This is a genomic window from Shimia sediminis, from assembly GCF_003990645.1.
Lineage (GTDB): Bacteria > Pseudomonadota > Alphaproteobacteria > Rhodobacterales > Rhodobacteraceae > Shimia > Shimia sediminis.
In genome coordinates this window covers 580,850-603,532 of sequence record NZ_RYZK01000001.1, presented here as the reverse complement: position 1 = coordinate 603,532, position 22,683 = coordinate 580,850, and the positions used below count along the sequence as shown (strand labels likewise).

Here is a 22,683-nt window from a genome sequence, read left to right as displayed (position 1 = left end):
GCAGCTTTATGCCACGTCGGCTTTAGCTGCTTTCAAGTGTTCCATCAGCGTTTCAGGGGAAGACACGCCATAGGGGTCTTCACCATGGTTGTCGCTGAGGCCGGGCTCTTCGAACCATGCTTCGATCACGCCATCATTGATGATGGCGGCGTAGCGCCAGGAGCGCATGCCAAAGCCGAGATTGTCCTTGGCGACCAGCATGCCGATTTTGCGGGTGAATTCGCCCGAACCGTCAGGGATCACTTTGACATTGGAAATACCTTGGGCTTCGGCCCATTTGTTCATCACAAAGCTGTCGTTCACGGACATGCAGTAGATTTCGTCGATACCCAGCTCGGCAAACTCGGCGGCGTTGTTTTCAAAGCCGGGCAGCTGGTAGGTCGAGCAGGTCGGGGTGAAGGCGCCTGGCAGCGAGAACAGAATCACGCGCTTGCCAGCAAAGTAATCATCCGAGGTCATATCCTGCCAGCGGAAGGGGTTCGGACCGCCCACGGCTTCGTCGCGAACGCGGGTTTTGAAGGTGACTGCGGGGACTTTTACGCCTGCTTGCATGAGGGAACTCCTGATAGCGAATTTTGTGTTCAGGCAGCATTTAAAATGATTCTAAAGAAGGTTCAATGTGGCATCTGGCCCCTTGCAAAAACCTATGGGAATGCATAGCGGCATTGCGGCTCTGGTGGTTCCAAGCATGGCGAACTATGCTATGAGACGTGAGATCTGAATTGACCCGAGGGAAAGACCTGTGCGTGATCTGAAAATCCCCGAGCAGCGCCACCCAGAAAAGGCGCATCGCCCCGACAACGCGCAGCCGCGCAAGCCCAAGTGGATTCGCGTCAAGGCGCCGACGGGCGAAGGCTATAACGCCACGCGCAAGATTATGCGGGACAACAACCTGGCCACAGTCTGCGAAGAGGCGGCCTGTCCAAACGCTGGCGAATGCTGGAGCCAGGGGCACGCGACCATGATGATCATGGGCGAGATTTGTACCCGTGGTTGTACATTCTGCAACATTGCGACCGGCAAGCCGAATGAGCTTGATACGTTCGAGCCGGGCCGGGTGGCCCATGCAGTGCATAAGCTTGGGTTGAACCATGTGGTTGTGACCTCGGTCGATCGGGACGATCTTGAAGATGGTGGCGCAGAGCATTTTGCCCAGACCATCCGCGCCATTCGCCATCGCAGCCCCTCAACCACGATTGAAATTCTGACGCCAGATTTCCTGAAATGTGCGCCTGAGGTGTTGGAAGTAGTGGTCGAGGCCAAACCGGACGTGTTCAACCACAACCTGGAAACTGTGCCGGGGCTGTACCCCAAGGTGCGTCCGGGCGCGCGGTATTTCCACAGCTTGCGCCTGTTGCAGCGTGTGAAAGAACTGGATCCGTCGATTTTCACAAAGTCCGGCATTATGGTTGGTCTGGGCGAGGATAAGCAGTCAGTGCAGCAGGTCATGGATGACATGCGTGCGGCAGATGTGGATTTCCTGACCATTGGCCAATACCTACAGCCAACACCCAAACACCATGGCGTGGATCGTTTTGTTACACCTGAGGAATTCAAGGCCTATGAAACGGCAGCCTATGGAAAAGGCTTCCTGATGGTCTCGGCAACGCCTTTGACGCGCTCTTCATACCACGCGGGCGACGACTTTGCCCGCCTCAAAGCCAATCGTGACGCGCAAGTCGGCTAAGCTCTGAAAGTCGCCGCTCTATCTCTTGGTTTTGGACCTTACGTTATTCAAGCGCGAGGAGATAGCTGGCGATGGCTGCACGGTCTTCGGGTTTGAGTTTGGACAGGTTTTCGACAACATGGGCCATATGTCCACCCACACTGTCGAAGTCTGGCGTGAAGCCAGATTCAAAATAGTAGATAATGTCTGCTTGCACCCAGTCGAATGCAGGGGGGCGGATATTTGGGATGTTGCCTTTTCCGGATGGATCTGGAGCTCCAGCGAGCCATTGAGAGCGATCTGTCCCGCCCAAGACATTGCGCGCAGTATGGCATTCTCCGCAATGCCCAAGCGCTTCGACGAGGTAGCGCCCGCGTTCCAATTCGGGCGAAGGAGCTTCGGTCACCCAAGTGGAGTCGGCGAAGAGCATCTTCCATCCACCAAGGCTGCGGCGGATGTTGAAGGGAAAGCCCACGTCATGCGGCTGGCTGGCAATTTCTGAGGCAGGCAATGTCGCGAGATAGGCGCGCAAATCGACGATATCCTGCAAGCTGGCCCGAGCATAGGTGGTGTAAGGGAAGGCTGGGTAATAATGTTGACCATCTGGCGAAACGCCATGTTTCATGGCGTTTGCGAGGTCCATGGCTGACCAAGCGCCGATTCCGTGAACGGGGTCGGATGAAATGTTGGGGGCTGTGAAAGAGCCGAAAGGTGATGGGAAACTTTGCCCGCCGGAAAGGACCAGAACGGCTTCCCCCTCTGCGCCAACTGCACTGTGACAAGAAGCGCACCCTGCGGCGTGGAACACCTGTTCTCCACGCCCAGCATCTGCAACCAGACCGTCCAATGCGTCGCCTGGCAAAGTCTCGGGGCGCGTCACCAGCCAGAAAACGCTGATCCCAACAATGGCCAGAAAGACGACGTAACGGCTAAGGCGGCGCATGGGTAAACTCCAAACAGGAAATGGCACCGGCGACATTAAGGTCACCGGTGCGCATCAGAAAGACATTTCGCTTAGTTCATGGGTTCGCGGTACGCTTTGTGGCAAGCAGTACAGGCACCACCCAGAGCGCCCATTGCACCGCGCAAGGCCTCGAGATCTGTTCCAGCAGCTGTCTGCATGGCAACGGCCGCTTCGTAAGTGGCTTTGCCCTTTGCCATGACGTCTGGGAAGTTTGCCCACATGTCCGCTTTGGTGTTCGACTTGGCAGAGCCGCTGTCAGAGCCCTGCGGCCAATACATTGACTGATCCAGAGACATCAACGTGACGAGGTTTGTCGCGGCTTTTGTTGCAGCCTCTGCGTCATACTCAACTTGGCCCTTTGCCATGGCGCCAAGCGCTCCGAGGTTGAATGCATAGAGGTTCATTTGCGATTGGCGAGCCTTGATCGCGTGATCAATGTGGCCATCTGCAAAAGCGGTGCCAGTTAGAACCGCGAGACTCAAAGTGGCGGCGGTTAGGGTGAATGCGCGTTTCATAGCGTCCTCCGAAAATCTCAAGTGATAATGGCGCTAGGTTATCTGTGAGAAAAACGAATACCATTTGGAATTTTTGCAGAATAGTATGCGATTCATGCACAATGAGAACTGGGATGATATGCGTTTCGTTCTGGCCGTAGCCGAGACTGGGACTGTCAGTGGCGCTGCACGTGATCTGGGGGTAAATCACGCCACTGTCCTACGCCGCGTGGCCGCCTTTGAAGCGCGTCACGGTGTGGATATTTTTGATAGAACTTCAAAAGGTTACCAGGTGAAACCTGAGCGTTTGCGCATGATTGAGGCCGCAAGGGAAGTCGGGAACGCGGTGCGGTCAATGGGGAACCTTTTACAAGGAACACACGCGCCCTTGGTTGGAACTGTACGCGTCTCGTCAACGGACACCTTTTGTCAATGGGTGTTGCCGTCGGTGATGCGCGACTTTCACAATGACGTGAGCGGCTTGCAGATCGCTTTGATTTCCACCAACACGCACTCCGATTTCTCCCGCTCGCAAGCGGATATTGCGGTTCGTCCTTCGCTTCGGTTGAGCGATGAATTGACAGGACAGGTGGCAGCGCATCTGGGGTTTGGCCTCTATGCGGCTTCATCGCAAGTGCAGGGCTGGTTGGGTATGACTGGAAGCCTGGTCAGGTCCGCACCGGCACGATGGTTGGCCGAGACCGTTCGCGCAGAAGAGATTGTAGGGACAGCTGACAGTTTTGTCGCTCTGACCGGTTTGGCGCGTCAGGGATTGGGGAGGGCGGTGTTACCTTGTTGTTTGGGTGATCGCGAGAGAGAATTACAGCGACTGGACACGCCGGGAGATATCGGATCGGTTCCAATCTGGGTCGCCTGCCACCAAGAAATGAGCGGAGTCGCAAGGATTGTTGCAGTTCAACGTTTCCTGATTGAAGGTTTGGCCGACAGAGCCAAAGTGCTATCGGGTTTGTCTACGGAGTCGGGCGCACTCTGACGTTTCCGTTCGTTGAAAACGCCTCAGGCCAAAGCCCTATGTACTCGACCAATCCAAGCAAAAGACAGATAGCTATCACACTGAACACAAGAATCACGCGTTTGGTTGAGGGTGGATTTTGAACCCACCGGGTCATGCGCATAAGGTGACGCAGGTTCATTCCGTAAACCGAACCTTGCCTATATAGGGCAGGTTGCGATTGCGTTGAGCAAAATCAATGCCGTATCCGACAACAAACTCATCTGGAATCGAAAACCCGATCCAATCAGCCGTGATATCCGCCTCTCGCCGCGAGGGTTTGTCCAACAAAGCAATCGTTTTCAACTTGGCTGGATTGCGGGATTCCAAAACATGCAACACGTGCGTAAGCGTGTGGCCAGTATCAACAATGTCTTCCACAACAAGCACGTCACGCCCCTCAATTTCACCCCGTAAGTCTTTGAAAATGCGTACTTCCCGGCTGCTTTCCATTGCATTTCCATATGAGGAAGCCTCAAGAAAATCAACTTCGACCGGCAGGTCCAGCTCGCGGACAAGGTCTGCAATGAACACGAATGAGCCACGTAAAAGGCCGACAACCACAAGTTTGTCCGTGTCGGCATACTCGTGGGAAATCTCACGGCTCAATTCCTCGATTCGCGCAGCAATTGATTTGGCCGAGATCATCTGATCGATGACATATGGACGCTTTGGCATGACACCCCCTTGATTTTCCCTGCGCAGCATACGAAATGCGGTGCCACTGTCCACGTGAAATCAGGCCATGCCAACCCATTCTGAAACCCGTACCCTGCCGTATAGCGCCCAACAGATGTATGATCTGGTCGCTGACGTTGCGTCTTATCCGCAGTTTTTGCCGTGGTGTGTGGCGGCACGAATCCGTTCTGTGACGCCCAGGGGCGAGGCGCGCGAGATGCTGGCCGACTTGGTGATTTCGTTCAAAGTCTTTCGCGAGCGATTTGGCAGCAGGGTTCTGCTGCGTGATGGCGATCAGGCAATTGATACCGAGTATCTGGACGGACCGTTCAAGTTTTTGAAATCAACTTGGGACTTCAGGGATGTAGAGGAGGGATGCGAGGTATCTTTCTTCGTGGACTTCGAGTTTCGAAACCTTCTTCTTCAAAAAGCGATTGGCCTCGTCTTCAATGAAGCCATGCATCGCATCGTGGCCGCATTTGAAATCCGCGCCAAGGACTTGTACGGCTAGGGCCTTAGGTGCACAGTCGCCCGAAAGACAGAGGTCAGACATGCATACGTCCCAGAAAATTGCCCGTTTCGCCTTTCAGACATATGAAGATGCGCTGACGAACGATGTGCTGAATGTCATGCGCTTGTCTTTGTTGGACTGGGCGAGTGTGGCGCGTGCCGCCGTTGCCGAACCCGTCTCGATGGCGGCCTGGGCGATGGAGCAGGCGAATGGGGGGTATGGCGTTGCCTCTGTTATAAATCGCGATACGCAATTGCCGATGCGGGGTGCCGCATTGGTCAATGGCGTTTTGGGTCACGCGCTGGACTATGATGACACACATTTTGCCCATATCGGACATGTTAGCGCGGTTGTTCTACCAGCGGTGTTGGCCATGGCCGAAGATCAAGAGGAAAGCCTTGATGCGGCGCTACGAGCCGCCGTTGTTGGGGCCGAAGCGGCAATCCGAACAGGGCTCTGGCTGGGACGCCCGCATTATGAGGCTGGATTCCACCAGACCGCTACCGCCGGAACTTTTGGAGCCACTGTCGGTGCGGCTGCGCTCATACAAGATATGAACGCAGACGACGTGGCGCAGGCCGTGGCTCTGGCGGGTAGTCGCGCCGGAGGGCTCAAGGCACATTTTGGCACCATGGCAAAACCCTATCATGCCGGCATGGCGGCGGCTGGCGCCATCGAAGCTGTTTCGGCTGTGTCTTATGGCATTGAGGCCAATCCCGCGGCGCTTGACGGGCCATTGGGGTATGGAGCGATGCATGGTGGCATCTGTGACGTTTCTGCCTTTGATCAGGGTGGCTATTTGTGGCCTGCTGTTTCCCACAAGCTACATGCCTGTTGTCACGGCACACATGCAGCCATCGAAGCTTTGCGCGGCTTTCAGGGGCAACGCGTTGAGGCTGTTGAAATTGCCGTGCATCCGCGGTGGCTGGACGTGTGCAATATTCCTGCACCAACCACGCGGCTAGAGGCAAAGTTCAGCCTGACTCTAACCGGTGCGATGGCCATGCTCGGACTGCCATTGACCACTGATCAAAGTTTTGAAGAAGGTGTGATCCTGAGTGCTCCGGTGGTTAGTTTGCGCGACAGGATCACGGTGGTTGGCGATCCGGCGCTTTGCGATACTGAGGCCGTAGTGCAGGTGGAAACAGGTGGCAGAGTTGTAACGGCGCGCCATGATCTTGCGGAAGTCGCGGATTTTGACACACGCAAGGCCCGTGTCCTGGACAAATCTCAGGCGCTCATCGGGGCAGATCTGTCCAGAGCGCTTTGGGATGAGATCATGAACCCCGACTTGCCAAGTGCCGCTCAGTTTATGCAGGTTTTGCGCCCGCGCAGTTGATCGCAGAACGCAAAAGTAAAGGGGCGGACCCAGTCAGGTCCGCCCGTCCTTGTGCTGTTGACGCGTATCAGGAATTCCAATCGTATGCGCGTTCACCATGTGCACTGAGATCGAGGCCGTTGACCTCGGTCTCGGCGTCCACACGCAGTGGCGTTACAAGCCCGACGACTTTGACAAGAACCACAGTCACAATCAGCGTGAAGACACCAACAACGGCCAACCCGCCAAGCTGAGCGACCCAGGTGCCTTGGCCGAAGGCGGCGATCATGATCGTGCCAAAGATACCGCCGACGCCGTGTACTGCAAAGACGTCCAAAGTATCGTCAATCTTGAGCGTGTTGCGCACGACGTTCACGGCTTCCTGGCAAAGAATGCCCGCGATAGCGCCAATCGCGAGAGCTTCGATGGGGCCGACAAAGCCCGAGGCGGGGGTGATCGAAGCGAGACCCGCAATGGTGCCCGTCACAAGACCAACCAGTGATGCTTTGCCGTATTTGATGCGTTCCCACAGCGCCCAGGTCAGCGACGCGGTTGCTGCCGAGATGTGCGTTACGGTTATAGCCATTGCCGCTCCGCCGTCAGCTGCAAGCTGCGAGCCGCCGTTGAAGCCGAACCAGCCAACCCAGAGCATGGCTGCGCCAATCATGACCATCCATGGGGCATGAGGTGGCGTGGTGCGGTTCTTGCGCGGACCAAGAAAGACGGCAATGACGAGAGCCGCGATACCAGCGGTTTCGTGAACCACGATACCCCCTGCGAAGTCGCGGACGCCGGTCTCGCCAAAAAGGCCTCCGTCTGCCAGCATGCCGCCGCCCCAGATCCAGTGCACGACGGGTGCGTAACACAAGAGCATCCAAAGCCCGGAAAACAGAAGAACGAATCCAAAGCCGATCCGCTCTACGTAGGCACCAACGATCAATGCGGGTGTGATGATTGCGAAAGTCATCTGAAAGGCAAAGAATAAAACTTCGGGTAGTGTGCCGGACAGGCTGTCAGTGGTGACACCGTTCAGGAACATCTTGCCAAGACCTCCCCAAAGGCTGCTGCCGCCGCCGTCGTTTCCAAAGGCGATGGTGTAGCCAAAGACAAGCCAAAGGATGCTCATCAAGCAGGCGATGGCATAAGTTTGCATGAAGACGCTGAGCACGTTGCGTGCCCGTACAAGGCCACCGTAAAACAGCGCCAGACCCGGCAGAGTCATGAACAGGACCAAGGCCGTTGCCACGATGATCCAGGCGGTATCCGCTCCGTTCATTGTCCCTTCCTTTCCATTTGTGATGATTTGAGCGTCACAAAGCGGAAAATCGGGGCGGAACTAAAATGCAAATGTCAGCAAAAGTGCTTTAAACGCGGGCATTTCACGAACCGGCTAAAAATTAGGCGAACTTTTATGAGGGCTGCTCAATTCGTGATCGTTATGCCAAGGCGGCTTTGAGGATCAGGCTCAATGCATGATTCCGTGCTGCGGCGCGCACTTCGGCGCGGCCCAGAGCGCCAAACTCAAGGGTCTCTGTTTCACAGCCCGATTGTGTGGCGAGGCCAAAGCAGACCCGGCCTTCTGGTTTGTATTCGGATCCGCCCGGGCCCGCGATCCCCGTGACCGAAACCGAAATGTCGGCGTCGCTATTGACCAGAGCGCCCAGCGCCATTTCCCGCGCGACTTCTTCGGAAACCGCGCCGACAGCTGCCAGAGTGGCTTCGCGAACGCCCAGCAACTCGGTTTTGGCCGTATTCGTATAGGTGACAAAGCCGCGATCGACCACGGATGACGAACCGGCGATATCGGTGAGAGCAGCCATCACCATACCGCCCGTGCAGCTTTCCGCTGTTGCAACGCGCAAACCTTTGGCTCCGCAGGCGGTCAGAACTTCTTCGGCCAATGTCATAGGCCCAAAAATCCGTGGCTGGCCCATGCGAGGATACCGGTTCCAATGGCGGCAAATATCCCTGCAACAACATCGTCCAACATCACACCCAGCGCATCGCCTCGGCGATCAGCCCATCCGACGAGCCAGGGCTTGGTAATGTCGAAAAACCGAAACAAGATAAAACCAGCGATCCAGCCGGGATAGAGTTTCAGCGGATCGAGGCCTGCATGCCAAGCACCGAAGCTCACAATCAGCAGGGCGATCCATTGCCCCGCGACCTCGTCTATGACGATTTCGCTGGGATCGTGATCTTCCGCGCCACGGGTTGCTTCCGCTGTTGCCCACCAGCCGAGCAGAAACACCAATAGCGTCGCCACTGCCAGAAGCGGAAAGCCCCCGGCATAGTGCAGCGCCAGCGCCATCAGAACGCCTGCGGCAGACCCCCAGGTTCCAGGGGCCGGGCGAATGTGGCCTACACCAAAGACTGTTGCGATCAGTTTGCTCATTGCTTCACCAAAGTTGCAGTGGCAATGGCCGCAATCCCTTCTTCACGGCCGGTAAAGCCGAGCTGCTCACTTGTTGTTGCTTTGACTGAAACCTGATCTGGACGTAGTCCCATAATATGAGCCATGCGATCCTTCATAGCCGCGGCGTGAGGGCCGATCTTGGGACGCTCACAGATCAGAGTGCAATCAACATTAGAGATGGCGTAGCCCTTGTGAGATGCCAGATTGACCGCGTGTTCCAGAAAGATGGCGCTATCCGCACCCTTCCATTGCACGTCGCTTGGGGGGAAATGGCGTCCGATATCTCCCTCGGCCAGAGCGCCATAGATGGCGTCTGTCACGGCGTGCATGCCGACATCAGCGTCCGAGTGACCTTTGAGGGCACGTGTATGAGGGATCGCAACGCCGCAAAGCGTGACGTGGTCCCCGTCAGTAAAGGCGTGAACGTCAAATCCGTTGCCAAGCCGTATATCCATGTTTCCTCGCAATATGCGTTCCATCCGAGCAAAGTCGGCAGGAGTTGTGATTTTCAGGTTGGCCTCGTCGCCGTCAACAATTGCTACGCGCAATCCGGCGGCTCGGGCAACTTCGACGTCATCCAATGCGCCTCCCGCGTGGTTTGCGTGCGCTTCTAGTATTTCCTTGAATTGAAACCCTTGCGGGGTTTGCGCGCGAAAGAGATCAGAGCGATCCTGAGTGCCTGCCACAGCCCCATCCATACCACGCCAGAGTGCGTCGGTGACGGGCAGGGCGGGTGCGGCCCCTTGGGCTGTGTTCAATGCCGAGATGACATTGGAAATGATTGTTTGTGAAACACCGGCACGCGCCACGTCATGGATCAGGACGTGTGTGATGTCCAACCCTTTAAGTGCATTGAGACCTGCGCGTACAGAAGCGTCGCGGGTCGTGCCGCCGTGCACATAGGGGACGCCCAGACTGTCCGCTTCTGCGTCGTCTTCTGCGTGGGTTACCGCGAGAACAAAGGCGACGTTCGGATGTGTTGCAAAGGCTTCGACGGTCCAGTCCGCAACTCGTTTTCCGGCCAGCTTGCGCCATTGCTTGGGAGTTCCAGCGCCAGCGCGGGTGCCGCGTCCGGCTGCGACAAGGATTGCTGCAATTTTGCGTGGTGGTGTGTTCATGGGCTCTGTCTAAAACCTGCTTGGAGGAGTGGCAATCTACCCTTATTGATTGCTTAAATTTTAGGCAGAAGGGGAATTTTGCCCTAAAAAGGGGCGTGAATTCATTGTGGTTTATATTGCGAGGCAGTATTTCGAGATTGTTGCCCAAGGAATAAGCATGTGACTGTGCGTCTTGCCGATCTAACCCTAGAACCGCCAGTGTTCCTCGCCCCTTTGGCGGGAATCACCGATCTGCCGTTTCGTGATCTGGTCTCGTCTTTTGGCGCGGGGCTCGTTGTATCTGAGATGGTTGCGAGCCAGGAAATGGTTCAGGCCAAAGCCGGGGTTCGGGAAAAGGCAGAGCTGGGATTTGGAAAGGCCAATACTTCTGTACAGATCGCAGGCCGTGATGCCTACTGGATGGCGGAGGCGGCACGTCAGATCGAAGCCAACGGCGCGCGCTTGATCGACATCAACATGGGGTGCCCAGCCAAGAAGGTGACCTCGTCATCCGGTGCAGGCGCGGCAGGGTCGGCATTGATGAAAGACCTGGATCATGCGCTGGGATTGATTGATGCTGTTGTTGGGGCGGTCAAGATTCCAGTTACACTCAAGACACGTCTGGGTTGGGATGACCACATGCGCAACGCGCCAGACCTTGCCAAACGTGCCGAGGATGCGGGTATCCAGATGGTCACGATACATGGCCGCACCCGGTGTCAGTTTTACAAGGGGAGCGCGGACTGGTCGGCCATACGTGAGATCAAAGAGGCGGTGTCGATTCCCGTCATTGCGAACGGCGACATTTTAGATGTTGAGACCGCACGACAAGCGCTAGACCAATCAGGCGCGGATGGCGTCATGGTTGGTCGCGGTGCGCAGGGGCGACCTTGGCTCTTGGCGCAGATTGCCCATGTGTTGTTTGGTGCGAAAGCACCAGAGATACCTCGAGGCGAGGCTTTGGCCGCAATGGTTGTGTCTCATTACGAGGCCATTCTGGAGTTTTATGGTGGCGAGCTTGGAGGGCGTGTCGCCCGAAAGCACTTGGGGTGGTACATGGATGACGTTGACACTCCAAAAGATCTGCGACGGGTTGTTCAAACCTCCCGAGATCCCAAACAGGTATTAGAACTGTTGCCTGATGCTTTGAGCGGCGGTAGTGGCCGGGAGGACGCCGCATGAGCGATGCACCTAACATCTGGAACTCATTGCCGGTTCCGGCAATTGTCGTCGACGCGAACGACATGATCACCGAGATCAACGTTGCGGCTGAGGCATTTCTGAACGCGTCAGCCAGGTCCATGAGGGGTATTCCTGTTTGGGATAAGATTTCGGTGGATGCACCGTTGGAAGACGCGCTTGAACGTTCAAGGGCCCATGGATCTCCCTTGTTTGTAAATGATGCGGATGTTGGTACAGGCGAAGGACCGCCGGTTCAGGGGAATCTCAAGATCGCGCCCGTTTCGAATTCTGACGGACATATGTTGATCCTGATTACATCCCGCGAGCTGGCGGGACGTATGACACGATCACAAGGCGTTAGGTCGTCAGCAAAATCTGCGATTGGTATGGCGGAGATGCTGGCGCATGAAATCAAAAACCCTCTGGCGGGCATCACCGGAGCTGCGCAGCTATTGTCGATGAATCTGAATCCGGAAGATCTGGAATTAACCGACCTGATTGTAGAAGAGAGTCGTCGCATCGTTAAGCTTCTTGAACAGGTCGAGCAGTTTGGCAACCTCTCGCCACCGCAGAAGAATGCGGTCAATCTGCATGATGTGCTGGATCGGGCGCGACGCTCGGCGCACGTTGGGTTTGGTGCGCATATGACGATTGTCGAAGACTATGACCCTTCATTGCCATTGGCACAGGGAGACGGAGATCAGTTGCTTCAGGTGGTTTTGAATCTACTGAAAAACGCGTCCGAAGCTGCAGATCGTCAAGGCCAAATACGTCTACATACATACTACGATCACTCGTTTCGGCTGCGCCGAACTGATGGATCAGGGCAGGCTTTGCCCTTGCAGGTTGAAATCATAGATGATGGCCCAGGGCTTCCTCAGGACATCAAGGGCGACATCTTTGACCCGTTTGTTTCAGGACGCGAAAACGGCACCGGTCTTGGCCTCGCCTTGGTCAGCAAAATTATCTCAGATCATGACGGCCTCATCACGGTAGATTCCGTGCCTGGCCACACCGTTTTCCGCATTTCGCTTCCGCGACTGTCTCGCGAGGCAGAAAAAGCCCTTAAGGAGAGTTCCTGATGGACGGCACCATTCTTGTCGCTGATGATGATCGCACTATTCGCACGGTCCTGACCCAAGCTCTGACGCGTGCTGGCTGCAAGGTCCATGCCACGTCGTCACTCACAACACTGATGCGTTGGGTCAAAGAGGGTAAGGGTGACGTGGTCATCACTGATGTGATGATGCCGGACGGCAATGGGCTTGAGATGTTACCCAAGATATCCGAAGATCGCCCCGGACTACCTGTCATAGTGATTTCCGCCCAAAACACGATCATGACTGCCATTCAGGCGGCGGAAGCTGAGGCATATGATTACTTGCCAAAGCCATTTGATTTGCCTGACCTGATGAAACGCACTTCGAAAGCGTTGGAAGTGAAGCGGCGCGTACCATCGGAGCAACAATCCGACAGCGCTCGACCAGACGAGTTGCCTCTGGTTGGTCGTACGCCGGTAATGCAAGCGCTTTACCGTCTTGTTGCAAGGGTCATGAACACTGATCTTCCGGTTCTGATTTCCGGAGAAAGTGGTACGGGCAAGTCACTGATTGCCCGTGAAATTCATGACTTTTCTGATCGCCGTACATTGCCGTTTGTGGTGGCCACGATTGCAGACCTGGTCGATATCGAAGGTCCAGCCCGGGTCTTGGCCAAAGCCAAGGGGGGGACGATATTGTTCGATGAAATCGGGGATATCAACGACGAGGTCCAAGCGCGCATTGTTCGAATGATCGATGGCCCCGGTGAGTATGCCCCTCGTTTCATGGCAACAAGTCAGGGCAACCTGGCAGATGCTATGGAAAAGGGGGATGTACGACAGGATTTGTACTACCGGCTCAATGGGGCGACAGTTCATGTGCCCTCTTTGCGCGAACGGGTCGACGACATCCCATTGCTTGTTGAGCATTTCTTGTCACGCGCCGAACGAGAGGGCGCGCCAATGCGCGTGCTCTCCAAAGAATCGATGGAGCTGTTTCGAGCTTACAGTTGGCCCGGCAACGTCCGACAATTGGAGAACTCTGTCAAACGGCTGGTGCTGACAGCACGTACTGAAGAAGTGACCTTGCCCGAAGCCGAAGGGATCCTCGGGTCTCAACCTCAGGTTGGCCCGTTGCTAGGCGGTGAAGACACGGAAAAGCTTTCTGCGTCCGTGGCCCGACATTTGCGTCGATACTTCGATTTGCACGGCAACATGCTGCCACCAGCTGGTCTGTATCAGCGCATACTGCGCGAGATAGAATTGCCACTCATTGAAATTGCATTGGATGCGACCGGTGGCAATCAGGCTAAATGTGCGGATCTCTTAGGAATTAACCGCAATACGTTGCGTAAGAAGATCACCGACTTGGATATTAACGTGACACGGCGGCGCAAGTTGATGTAAAACTGCCACATAACGTGGCCAATATGTCTCAGTCAGGCGAGGTGGGCCCAATAATTATGGCGGTGCGCCGTTTCTTTGGCGCGAAACAATTGAGGTCGTCGGGTGAGCACCCTGGCAAAAACCAGTCACTGGACACGTTTGCGACGCTTGCGAAGGCAGCGGCGTGCGCAGAATATCGCAACCTGGACACTGGTCGCTTTGGGTCCGGTTCTGGTTATGGCAACCTTCTTGGTTCTTGGCCCTATGAATCAGGGGCCGTCTTCGTCCGCGCTGCGTCTTATCCTTTTGATAGATTTCGTCTATGTGTTGGCTATTGCCGCTCTTGTAGCGCAACGGGTGGCGCGTATCGTGGCATCGCGTCGCTCTCAATCAGCTGGTTCCCGCCTGCACATGCGTCTGACCGGGGCATTTGCAGTATTGGCTCTTCTGCCAACGGTCACGGTGGCGATTTTTGCGGTCCTGACGGTCAACACCGGATTGGAAGGTTGGTTTTCAGAACGGGTGAGCCTTGCGGTCGGAAACTCGGTTTCCGCGGCTGAAGCTTATGAGCAGGAACACATCCGTGATCTCGAAACGGACGCCGAGGCTCTCGCAGGCTTTCTGGACGCGAACCGCCGGCAGAGCTTTTTTATGAACGATGGCGATATTCGCGTGTTGCTCACCGCTGGGCAGGCGCAAATCCAACGTGGCCTGAAAGAGGCTTATGTCATTGATGGAACCGGTGACATCCGCGCGCGGGGCGAGGGATCTTACCTCTTCAACTATACTCAGCCGACGGCCGAACAAATTGCTGTTGCGCAACAAACAGGTAGTCAAATTGTTCGAGATCTTGAACTGAATGAACTACGCGCGCTTGTACGTCTTGATGCTTTTGTCGACCGGTTTCTCTACATCAGTCGTGCAGTTGATGGGCAGATTTTTTCGTTGCTTGATGAGACCAAAGCAACTGCGCAACTATACCATCAACTCGAGAGCGAACGGGGGCGGTTGCTGTTCGAATTTGGCCTGGTTTACCTGGGTTTCGCAGTAATCCTGATACTTGCAGCCATTTGGATGGGACTGTGGTTTGCAGAGCGTCTGGCGCGCCCAGTTGGGCGGCTCGCAGGGGCGGCGCAGCGGGTAGGGGCAGGGGACCTAGATGTTCAGGTAATTGAAGAAGAAGGCGATGACGAAATTGCCATGCTTGGTCGCTATTTCAACCAGATGACCCGGCAACTCAAAGGTCAGCGGGAAACACTGCTTGAAAACACCAGCCAGATCGAGCGCCGTCGGCGGCTGTTTGACTCGGTCTTAAGTTCTGTCACCTCCGGTGTTGTTGGTTTGGATCCAACAGGGCGAGTGACTTTCGTGAACCGCTCAGCCCAACGTCTGCTCGACTGGACCAACTCTCATGAGGACATGTTTATCGCGGTCGCAGTTCCAGAATTTGGGGCGCTGTTTGAAGCCTTGTCAGGGGGCTATGACGAAGTCGCACAGGACGAGATCAAAGTCACGCGGTCCGGTAGGTTGGAGAATCTGTTGGTGCGCATGGCGACCCGGCGGAACAAAGATGGCACGCTGGAGGGCTATGTGGTTACCTTTGAAGATGTAACCGACTTGGTCACGGCTCAGCGCATGGCCGCCTGGGGAGATGTTGCACGTCGCATTGCCCACGAAATCAAAAACCCGCTGACACCGATCCAACTCTCGGCAGAACGGATCAAGCGCAAGTTCTCGTCACGGGTGGGTGATGACAGCGAGAAACTTGAGCAGATGACGGAGGTCATCGTACGTCAAACCAATGATCTGCGCCGTATCGTTGATGAGTTTTCCAAGTTCGCGCGTATGCCAGAACCCGAGCGGCGTACCATCGACTTCATTCCGACGCTGTCGAGCATAGTGTTGCTGCAGGAAACAGGTCAGCCGCAAGTAACGTTTGAAAAAGAGATCTGCGATGGTCCCTTGATGGCAGACCTCGACGAAACCATGATCTCGCAGGCACTGACAAACCTTATTAAGAATGCCGGGGAAGCTATTGAAAGCCTTTATGAAAAAGGTGCACCACAAGGTCTTGTTCCGACGATTAGAATCGTTTGCGAGCGCCGCGCCGATCGTGTGGTGATCCGGGTTTCGGACAATGGGGTCGGCCTGCCACAGGATCGCGCGAGGCTTTTTGAGCCCTATGTCACAACCCGTGACAAAGGGACCGGACTTGGCCTGCCGATTGTTAAGAAAATCATCGAAGAACATGGTGGCAGCCTGTCGCTTGAAGACGCATCAGTTTTTGGAGGCAATCCAAATCCGGGCGCCATGGCTGTTGTCCGCTTGCCGTTGACCAAAGCTAATAACGGTAAGAGTACAGATTGAGAGTTGAGGGGAAAAAATGGGCGATATTCTAATTGTCGACGACGAGAGGGACATCCGGGAATTGATTTCGGACATCCTCGAAGACGAAGGGTACACGACGCGACTGGCGGGCAATTCTGATCAGGCCATGCAAGAGGTCACATCAGATCAACCATCGCTTATGATCCTCGATATCTGGTTGAAAGACAGCAATATGGATGGGATCGACATCCTGAAAGTTGTCAAGCGGGACTATCCTGACGTTCCTGTTGTGATCATTTCCGGCCACGGAAATATTGAAATTGCGGTCGCGGCGATCAAGCAGGGCGCCTACGATTTTATCGAAAAGCCCTTTAATATTGACCAGTTGCTGGTGGTCATTCGCAGAGCTATGGAGACATCGCGCCTTCGTCGTGAGAACCTTGAACTGAAGCGTCTGGATACGCGTCCTGCCGAAATGATTGGCGAAAGCTCGGCTTTCCGCACCATGATCAGTCAGTTGGACAAAGTTACCAAGTCAAATGGACGTGTGATGCTGACCGGACCGGCTGGTGTCGGCAAGGAAGTTGCCGCACGCTACATTCATGCGAACTCTAACCGGGCATCGGCGCCATTTGTCACGGTCAGCTGTGCTGGCATGGATCCGGACCGGGTCGAAGAGATGTTGTTTGGCCGGGAAAGTGGCGAGCGCGGAATCGAGTCAGGGTTGCTGGAACAGGCCAATGGTGGCGTGATCTACTTTGACGAAGTGGCTGACATGCCAATGGCAACCCAGTCCAAGATCTTGCGGGTTCTGGTTGATCAGCAATTCCAGCGTGTTGGGGGAACCGACAAAGTCCGAGTTGACTTGCGGGTAATTTCTTCGACCACACGCAATCTGGAAGCCGAGATAGACGCACAAACTTTCCGCCAAGAGCTTTATCATCGCTTGAATGTCGTTCCCATTCCGGTGCCTTCATTGGAAGAGAGACGAGAGGATATTCCGCTCCTGGCGCAGCATTTTATCGAAGGGTTCAACAGCAGCCAGGGGCTGCCCCTGCGTGAAATGTCAGACGAAGCCGAGGCGCTGATGCAAACCATGTTGTGGCCTGGGAATGTGCGCCAATTAAAAAACCTGATTGAGCGGGTCTTGATCCTTGGTGAGGGGGCCGGACCAATCGAAAGCCGGGAACTTCCTACTGAAGGCGAGGGGGAAACCGAGGAAGGCCGGGTTGTTTTGTCCGGCGCTTTGGCAACATTGCCTTTGCGTGAAGCTCGCGAGGCCTTTGAGCGCGAGTACTTGCTGACTCAGATCAACCGATTTGGTGGCAACATCAGCCGTACGGCCAATTTCGTGGGCATGGAACGTTCGGCCCTGCACAGAAAGCTCAAGTCGCTCGGCGTTGTCACGTCCAACAAGTCAGGCGCACGTGTGGCGCATGTGGACAGCGCTGATGCTGAAGCCGATTGACATCGGGCGGTTGTCAGCCAGCCGGCTTGTTTAGATCGACAATAACACGCCCGCCACCTTGTTGACGAATGGCGCAGATGGACCCGGTCAACGGTGGTGAGGTCGTGAGCGGCCTGTAGCTGCGTCCGGCAATGTCCTCGTCCTTGCAGTAAGGAATTGAGACGCGGGCGTATCCTTCACGCTCCATGCAGCGTTGCTGCTCTGAATAGCGGCGGCCTTCATTCGCGTCGTAAACTTCTGTCCGGTGCCCCACAATCCTGCCATTTGCGCCGTAGATTGGAATCCAATCAGTTACCAGCATTACCGGAACAGAATTCGCGGCAAAAGTGTTGCACTGTGCTCGGGTAACGTTGGTTTCGTGAGTTGTTGCGCCAACTTTATACATTGGTGTGTACTCAAGGCATCCGCCTAAAGCTGTGATTGCAAACAAAGCTGGAATTGCGCGTTTCATGCAGAACTTCCTCTTCCTCACAACGGTTTGGACAAGTCAATCAGGGTCCATCCACCACCTTGGACATCCAGCGCGCAGATCGTCTCGGATGGTTGTGGGGATCGGGTGATAGGTGCGTAACTCTGACCCGCCATTTGATCCTGGGTGCAACGCGGGAACGTATACGGTGTGTAGCCTTTGGTGCGCATGCATTGTGTGCGATGTTGCGCACGCATTCCTGCATTGACGTCAGTCGTGTGGATCACACCAACAGCCCCGCCCCAGCCGCCGCCCCAATAGCCAACTGTTGCGGTTGGATAAGTTTGCGGCCAGTTGGCGGCGGGAAACAGCCTGTTGGCCTCAACATCACATTCTGCCCGATCACGGTTGACACGTTCAACACTGTACCCAGACTTGAGATAGGTCTGGTAACTGCTGCTGGTACATCCCGCCAACATCAGCGCTGACAAAAGGAAGCCTTTGGAAACCTTAAACAAACCTTGCATTTCATGCTCCAACTTCTGATGTGATGAAACCTCATTGCAGGGTATATGGTCAATGGTAGTATTTGACCTTGTTAGGTGGTTCTGTCATGCCTTCTGGCAAACCCGGAGAGGCCAAACCTAAAGAGGCACAATATGAAGGTCATTATCTGTGGGGCTGGTCAGGTAGGTTGGCAGATCGCACGCCACCTTTCGGGTGAACGCAACGATGTGACGGTGGTGGACAGTAACCCCGATCTCGTTCGTAGGGCGACTGATACTCTGGATGTCCAAGGACTCGCTGGGTTTGCGAGTTATCCCGACGTATTGGACAAAGCCGGAGCCAACGACGCTGATATGATTATCGCCGCGACCTATTCGGATGAGGTCAACATGGTCACGTGCCAGGTGGCGCACTCGGTTTTTGCGATACCGAGAAAGATCGCGCGTCTTCGCAGCCAATCATATCTCGAGGCTATCTACTCTGATCTCTACCGTCGCGATCACATGCCGATTGATGTTGTGATAAGCCCCGAACAGGAAGTGGCCGAAGCAGCGTTAAAGCGGCTGTCTGCACCGGCGGCCTTTGATACAGAGACGTTCCTCGATGGTCGTGTTCAGATGCTTGGGCTGACTTTGGAAGAAGATTGCCCAGTCGTGAACACGCCTCTGCGTCAGCTCACTGACCTGTTTTCCACGTTGCAGGCAGTCGTTGTGGGGGTGCGGCGAAAAGGAACGCTGTTCGCGCCTGAACCGGCAGATCAGCTGTTCGTCAATGATGAAATCTATGTCTTTACGGCGCTTGATGACATTAGCAGAACGCTTGAAGTTTTTGGTAAAACACAAAAGAAGCAAGATCGCGTACTGCTGATCGGGGGCGGGAATGTTGGTCTGATGGTGGCGCAAAAGTTGGAAACCAGTGCCCACAGAATCCGAACCAAAATTGTCGAACAAAGTCGTCAGGTTGCTGAGAAGGCCGCTGAATCACTGGAACGCACGATTGTGCTACATGGTGATGGGCTTGACGCTGCCATGTTAACCGAGGCCGGGATCGACCGCACGGATGCTGTTTTGGCCGTCACTGACGACGATAAGGTGAACCTTTTGGCGGCTGTCAGGGCAAAGTCTCGTGGGTGTCCCATGACTGTGGCGCTAATCAATGATCCGACTTTGGTACCATTGATGGGACCGCTTGGTATTGATGCGTACATTAACCCGCGTGCGACGACGGTCAGTTCTATTCTACGGCATATTCGTCATGGGCGCGTACGTGATGTCTATTCCATTGGAGATGCGGAAGCAGAGATCATTGAAGCCGAGGTTTTATCGACCTCACCAATCGCCGGCCGACAAGTGCGTGATATCGACTTTCCCGAGGGTGTTTTGATTGGTGCCATCCTCAAGGGCGACAAGGTCCTAAAACCCAAGGGAGGCACCCGCATCGAAGAGGGCGACGTGATCGCAATGTTTGCCATGGCCAAGGACGTCCCGGAAGTCGAGCGCCTGTTGCAGGTCTCTATCGACTTTTTCTGATTCGATGTTCGCCTGGATTTTCCGATTGCCAATTTTCCTGCTGTTCTTCGGAATTGCAGGGATCGCCATGTTGGTTCCCGCGATCTACGCCGGTGTTTTGCACGATTCACACGAAGGGCGCGCGTTTCTTTACAGCGCAATTCTGGTCCTTTTTATCTTCGGTCTTATTGCATTAGCCATTTCGGACACCGGCCGCAGCCCACGAACAGTCGATTTTCTGGTGTCGCTGTTTTTGGCCTTTACGGTTTTGCCTCTGGTTCTCGCTTTGCCATTCTGGTGGGGTTTGGCGACAACTTCCTATCTGAATGCCTATGTCGAGATGTTGTCGTCCTTTACAACAACCGGGGCAACGCTTTTCGATTCTCCGCGACTTTCTCCGTCTTTACACCTGTGGCGGGGCTTGGTCGCTTGGTTGGGCGGCCTTTTGATGTGGATTGCGGCTGCAGCCGTGTTTGCTCCGCTAAGCCTGGGCGGGTTTGAAGTCACCACCCGCGCCGAGCCCGGTTTGGATGAAGGCAGACTAGATCACGTCGGCGCCGCGCATCCGATGAAGCGGTGGCAGCGCGGTGTTATCGCCATGGTCCCGATTTACGCTGGTCTAACACTTATCATGTGGATCATGCTTACCATCCTTGGCGAGAACAGCCTGGTTGGTTTGATGCACGCCATGTCCGTGATGGCAACAAGTGGGATTAGCCCGGTCAACGGTCTTGCGGACGCCAAGGCCGGACCAGGAGGCGAAGTGGTACTGTTCCTGTTTATGCTGTTTGCTCTTTCCCGCACGACGTTCTCTTCCGACACTGGTGCAGTAAGACGCGACTCTGTGTTGAAGGACCATGAGTTCAGATTGGGCATTTTAGTCGTACTTTTGGTACCTACATTCTTGTTTCTGAGACACTGGATCGGCGCTTTTGAAGTAGATGACATACAGAACACCCAGGCCGCGGTTCAGGCGGCTTGGGGATCGATCTTTACGGTTTTGAGTTTCTTGACAACAACAGGTTTCGCCAGCGCGGAATGGCAGACGGCGCAGGCATGGTCGGGGCTTGGCACGCCAGGCTTGATCCTGATGGGGCTTGCCATTGTAGGTGGTGGGGTCGCCACCACGGCAGGGGGCGTCAAGCTGTTGAGAGTTTATGTCCTTTATCTTCAGGGGCTTGGTGAGATGCAGCGCCTCGTTCATCCTTCAATGGTTGTGGGACAAACCAAGGCGTCGCGGCGTATTCGCCAAAAAGGGGCGCAAATTGCTTGGGTGTTTTTTATGCTCTTCGCCATTTCTCTGGCGTTTGTAACCATTTCTTTGGCAGGCCTCGGGGCAGGATTTGAAGAGGCACTTGTTATGGCGATTGCCAGCCTGACCAACACAGGCCCCTTGGTTGCCGTCGCCGTGGAAACCCCCATCGACCTGGTCGGACAGACAAGCGCAGTCAAACTGGTGATGTGCGCTGCAATGGCGCTAGGACGCCTGGAGACTCTCGCGATAATCGCGCTTATGTCGACCGAGCTTTGGAGGCGCTAAGAAACTGAAGTTAGTCCGAGGATTCGGAGCTGGCAGCTTCTTCCAAGTCGCCGGGAAACTTCCAGCGGCTCAAATGTCTCTTCAGATGCCCGCGCTTTTTGTCCGGAAGCCACTCGGAAGCTGTCCCCAAAACTGAGCGGCATTGTGGCCATTTGTTGAACGTTGCAACATGGTGGTAATGCAAAAGGCGCTTGTCTATTTGTGGATCGACGGAACGTCCGTGCAGTGAGCAATTGAAAGACTCATCCAGTACCACAAGGTCGGCATTCATTCTTGCAGCCGCCACAGGCAAAGAAATCTGATCCAGCCAAGGACGCTTGTCAGCAATATCTGGATTCCGATCAAGCCTGAGTGCCGTGTCATACCAAACATCTGATAGCCTGTTCCCACGGTAGTCCGGCTTTTCTCTGAATGCCACAAATCCCGCGTTAAAATAGGGGGGTACACTTCTGTTACGACCCCTGGTCAAGGTTACGCGCTGTTCCGGCACATCCAATCCGAATTCGCCATAGGCAACCTCCCACGAGTGTCCGCGCCGTTCTTTCCCCCAGGTCAATACACCTTCTGGGACAGCCGCCAGATAAGGGCGCGTGTCATCGCGGGGAAATTCCAAAGGTTGAATGCACACAGTGTCAGTATCAAGGAAAATAGAGTGTGTTGTTTCTCGCTGTTCCTTCGCTGCCAGGATCTTGTTGCCGACAACATACGGGGTTTCCCAATCTCCTTTGCTCGGATCAAAGGTGCGAACCTCGACACCGCAACGCCGAAAGACAACCCGGCTAACGGATGACATGCTGCCAAGTTTTTGTTCTGGAACATAAGCAATGATAGGAAAATCAAATCCCATTTCCCGACGCAAGGACACGGCCAGAACCCAGGATTTTCTTTCGAGTTTGATACCGTCAGCAACGAAAAAAATGGAGACGTCGTTCATCTTCGAAATCACTTAACCTGTTTGGAGACCAAATACCTAGGGCCACAATACACCACTCATTCAAAGGCTAACAAGCCAATCAGCGAATGCAAGTGGCGTTGAGAATTCAAGGCAACACGCTGAAGCATTTTGGAATCTATGCAAGACTTGGGTCAACAGTTCCGCTTGTTGTCATCTGGCTGGTCCCATGCAGAGGTTTCCCGGGCGAAGATTTGGAAATCGCAAG

The 22,683-nt window shown here is 54.9% G+C and carries 22 protein-coding genes; 11 read left to right on the top strand and 11 right to left on the bottom strand.

Translation table 11 applies throughout. The features are described from left to right. Positions 1 to 6: 6 nt before the first annotated feature. On the bottom strand, positions 7 to 552 hold the full coding sequence (locus tag EK369_RS03055) for a peroxiredoxin (protein WP_127112198.1): 546 nt from the start codon (positions 550 to 552) through the stop codon (positions 7 to 9). Between the two features lie 190 nt (positions 553 to 742). On the opposite strand from EK369_RS03055, the gene lipA reads away from it, so the two are divergent. Beyond that, positions 743 to 1,687 (top strand): lipoyl synthase, encoded by a 945-nt coding sequence (gene lipA, locus EK369_RS03050; RefSeq protein WP_127112197.1) that lies wholly within the window; start codon positions 743 to 745, stop codon positions 1,685 to 1,687. Positions 1,688 to 1,730: 43 nt separating this feature from the next. Here lipA and EK369_RS03045 read toward each other — a convergent pair whose 3' ends face one another. Both EK369_RS03045 and EK369_RS03040 read right to left on the bottom strand, forming a co-directional pair. Continuing rightward, complete coding sequence (locus EK369_RS03045; protein ID WP_127112196.1) at positions 1,731 to 2,609, bottom strand: cytochrome c; 879 nt, start codon at positions 2,607 to 2,609, stop codon at positions 1,731 to 1,733. Positions 2,610 to 2,680: 71 nt separating this feature from the next. Continuing rightward, a complete protein-coding gene (locus EK369_RS03040; protein ID WP_127112195.1) occupies positions 2,681 to 3,145 on the bottom strand; it encodes a c-type cytochrome in 465 nt (154 codons plus the stop codon). A gap of 94 nt (positions 3,146 to 3,239) precedes the next feature. On the opposite strand from EK369_RS03040, the gene EK369_RS03035 reads away from it, so the two are divergent. Further along, entirely contained in the window at positions 3,240 to 4,118 is an 879-nt protein-coding gene (locus tag EK369_RS03035; RefSeq protein ID WP_164726830.1) for a LysR family transcriptional regulator, read from the top strand. 156 nt (positions 4,119 to 4,274) lie between these two features. Here the strand turns inward: EK369_RS03035 and hpt are convergent, their stop codons facing one another. Then, positions 4,275 to 4,814 carry a hypoxanthine phosphoribosyltransferase gene (hpt, locus tag EK369_RS03025; RefSeq protein ID WP_127112511.1) on the bottom strand — a complete coding sequence of 180 codons (540 nt, stop codon included), beginning with the start codon at positions 4,812 to 4,814 and terminating at the stop codon, positions 4,275 to 4,277. Between the two features lie 67 nt (positions 4,815 to 4,881). Here hpt and EK369_RS03020 point away from each other — a divergent pair, with 67 nt between their 5' ends. Then, the gene (locus tag EK369_RS03020) at positions 4,882 to 5,325 is read left to right on the top strand and encodes a type II toxin-antitoxin system RatA family toxin (RefSeq protein ID WP_127112192.1); all 444 of its coding nucleotides are present in this window, start codon (positions 4,882 to 4,884) and stop codon (positions 5,323 to 5,325) included. A gap of 40 nt (positions 5,326 to 5,365) precedes the next feature. Next, complete coding sequence (locus tag EK369_RS03015; protein WP_164726828.1) at positions 5,366 to 6,664, top strand: MmgE/PrpD family protein; 1,299 nt, start codon at positions 5,366 to 5,368, stop codon at positions 6,662 to 6,664. Positions 6,665 to 6,731: 67 nt separating this feature from the next. On the opposite strand, the gene EK369_RS03010 is transcribed toward EK369_RS03015, so the two are convergent. The 4 genes from EK369_RS03010 to EK369_RS02995 all read right to left on the bottom strand — a co-directional run bounded on the left by EK369_RS03010 (position 6,732) and on the right by EK369_RS02995 (position 10,177). After that, on the bottom strand, positions 6,732 to 7,919 hold the full coding sequence (locus EK369_RS03010) for an ammonium transporter (RefSeq protein WP_127112190.1): 1,188 nt from the start codon (positions 7,917 to 7,919) through the stop codon (positions 6,732 to 6,734). Positions 7,920 to 8,079: 160 nt separating this feature from the next. Then, positions 8,080 to 8,550, bottom strand: coding sequence for a CinA family protein (locus tag EK369_RS03005; protein WP_127112189.1), 471 nt, complete (start codon positions 8,548 to 8,550; stop codon positions 8,080 to 8,082). Next, positions 8,547 to 9,038 carry a phosphatidylglycerophosphatase A family protein gene (locus tag EK369_RS03000; RefSeq protein WP_127112188.1) on the bottom strand — a complete coding sequence of 164 codons (492 nt, stop codon included), beginning with the start codon at positions 9,036 to 9,038 and terminating at the stop codon, positions 8,547 to 8,549. Before EK369_RS03000 ends, EK369_RS03005 begins: the two co-directional genes overlap by 4 nt. Further along, positions 9,035 to 10,177, bottom strand: a complete 1,143-nt coding sequence (locus EK369_RS02995; protein WP_127112187.1) for a bifunctional 2-C-methyl-D-erythritol 4-phosphate cytidylyltransferase/2-C-methyl-D-erythritol 2,4-cyclodiphosphate synthase — start codon at positions 10,175 to 10,177, stop codon at positions 9,035 to 9,037. The genes EK369_RS03000 and EK369_RS02995 overlap by 4 nt, the downstream gene beginning before the upstream one ends. A gap of 159 nt (positions 10,178 to 10,336) precedes the next feature. Between EK369_RS02995 and dusB the strand changes: the two genes are divergently transcribed. The 5 genes from dusB (at position 10,337) to ntrX (ending at position 17,559) form a co-directional block, all read left to right on the top strand. Beyond that, positions 10,337 to 11,338, top strand: a complete 1,002-nt coding sequence (gene dusB / locus EK369_RS02990; RefSeq protein WP_127112186.1) for a tRNA dihydrouridine synthase DusB — start codon at positions 10,337 to 10,339, stop codon at positions 11,336 to 11,338. Beyond that, complete coding sequence (locus EK369_RS02985) at positions 11,335 to 12,420, top strand: two-component system sensor histidine kinase NtrB (RefSeq protein ID WP_127112185.1); 1,086 nt, start codon at positions 11,335 to 11,337, stop codon at positions 12,418 to 12,420. The genes dusB and EK369_RS02985 overlap by 4 nt, the downstream gene beginning before the upstream one ends. Continuing rightward, positions 12,420 to 13,784 (top strand): response regulator, encoded by a 1,365-nt coding sequence (locus EK369_RS02980; RefSeq protein WP_127112184.1) that lies wholly within the window; start codon positions 12,420 to 12,422, stop codon positions 13,782 to 13,784. Before EK369_RS02985 ends, EK369_RS02980 begins: the two co-directional genes overlap by 1 nt. Before the next feature lie 102 nt (positions 13,785 to 13,886). Beyond that, positions 13,887 to 16,130, top strand: coding sequence for a sensor histidine kinase NtrY-like (locus EK369_RS02975; RefSeq protein WP_235871325.1), 2,244 nt, complete (start codon positions 13,887 to 13,889; stop codon positions 16,128 to 16,130). A gap of 16 nt (positions 16,131 to 16,146) precedes the next feature. Then, the gene (ntrX, locus tag EK369_RS02970; protein WP_127112182.1) at positions 16,147 to 17,559 is read left to right on the top strand and encodes a nitrogen assimilation response regulator NtrX; all 1,413 of its coding nucleotides are present in this window, start codon (positions 16,147 to 16,149) and stop codon (positions 17,557 to 17,559) included. Between the two features lie 13 nt (positions 17,560 to 17,572). Here the strand turns inward: ntrX and EK369_RS02965 are convergent, their stop codons facing one another. Then, positions 17,573 to 18,010: a hypothetical protein gene (locus tag EK369_RS02965; protein ID WP_127112181.1), complete on the bottom strand. Its 438-nt coding sequence runs from the start codon at positions 18,008 to 18,010 to the stop codon at positions 17,573 to 17,575. A gap of 17 nt (positions 18,011 to 18,027) precedes the next feature. Further along, on the bottom strand, positions 18,028 to 18,495 hold the full coding sequence (locus tag EK369_RS02960; RefSeq protein WP_127112180.1) for a hypothetical protein: 468 nt from the start codon (positions 18,493 to 18,495) through the stop codon (positions 18,028 to 18,030). Between the two features lie 132 nt (positions 18,496 to 18,627). Here EK369_RS02960 and trkA point away from each other — a divergent pair, with 132 nt between their 5' ends. Beyond that, entirely contained in the window at positions 18,628 to 20,004 is a 1,377-nt protein-coding gene (gene trkA, locus EK369_RS02955; protein WP_127112179.1) for a Trk system potassium transporter TrkA, read from the top strand. Positions 20,005 to 20,008: 4 nt separating this feature from the next. Further along, entirely contained in the window at positions 20,009 to 21,523 is a 1,515-nt protein-coding gene (locus tag EK369_RS02950; RefSeq protein WP_127112178.1) for a TrkH family potassium uptake protein, read from the top strand. A gap of 10 nt (positions 21,524 to 21,533) precedes the next feature. On the opposite strand, the gene EK369_RS02945 is transcribed toward EK369_RS02950, so the two are convergent. Next, a complete protein-coding gene (locus EK369_RS02945; protein WP_127112177.1) occupies positions 21,534 to 22,457 on the bottom strand; it encodes a GT-B fold glycosyltransferase domain-containing protein in 924 nt (307 codons plus the stop codon). Positions 22,458 to 22,683: the final 226 nt, after the last annotated feature.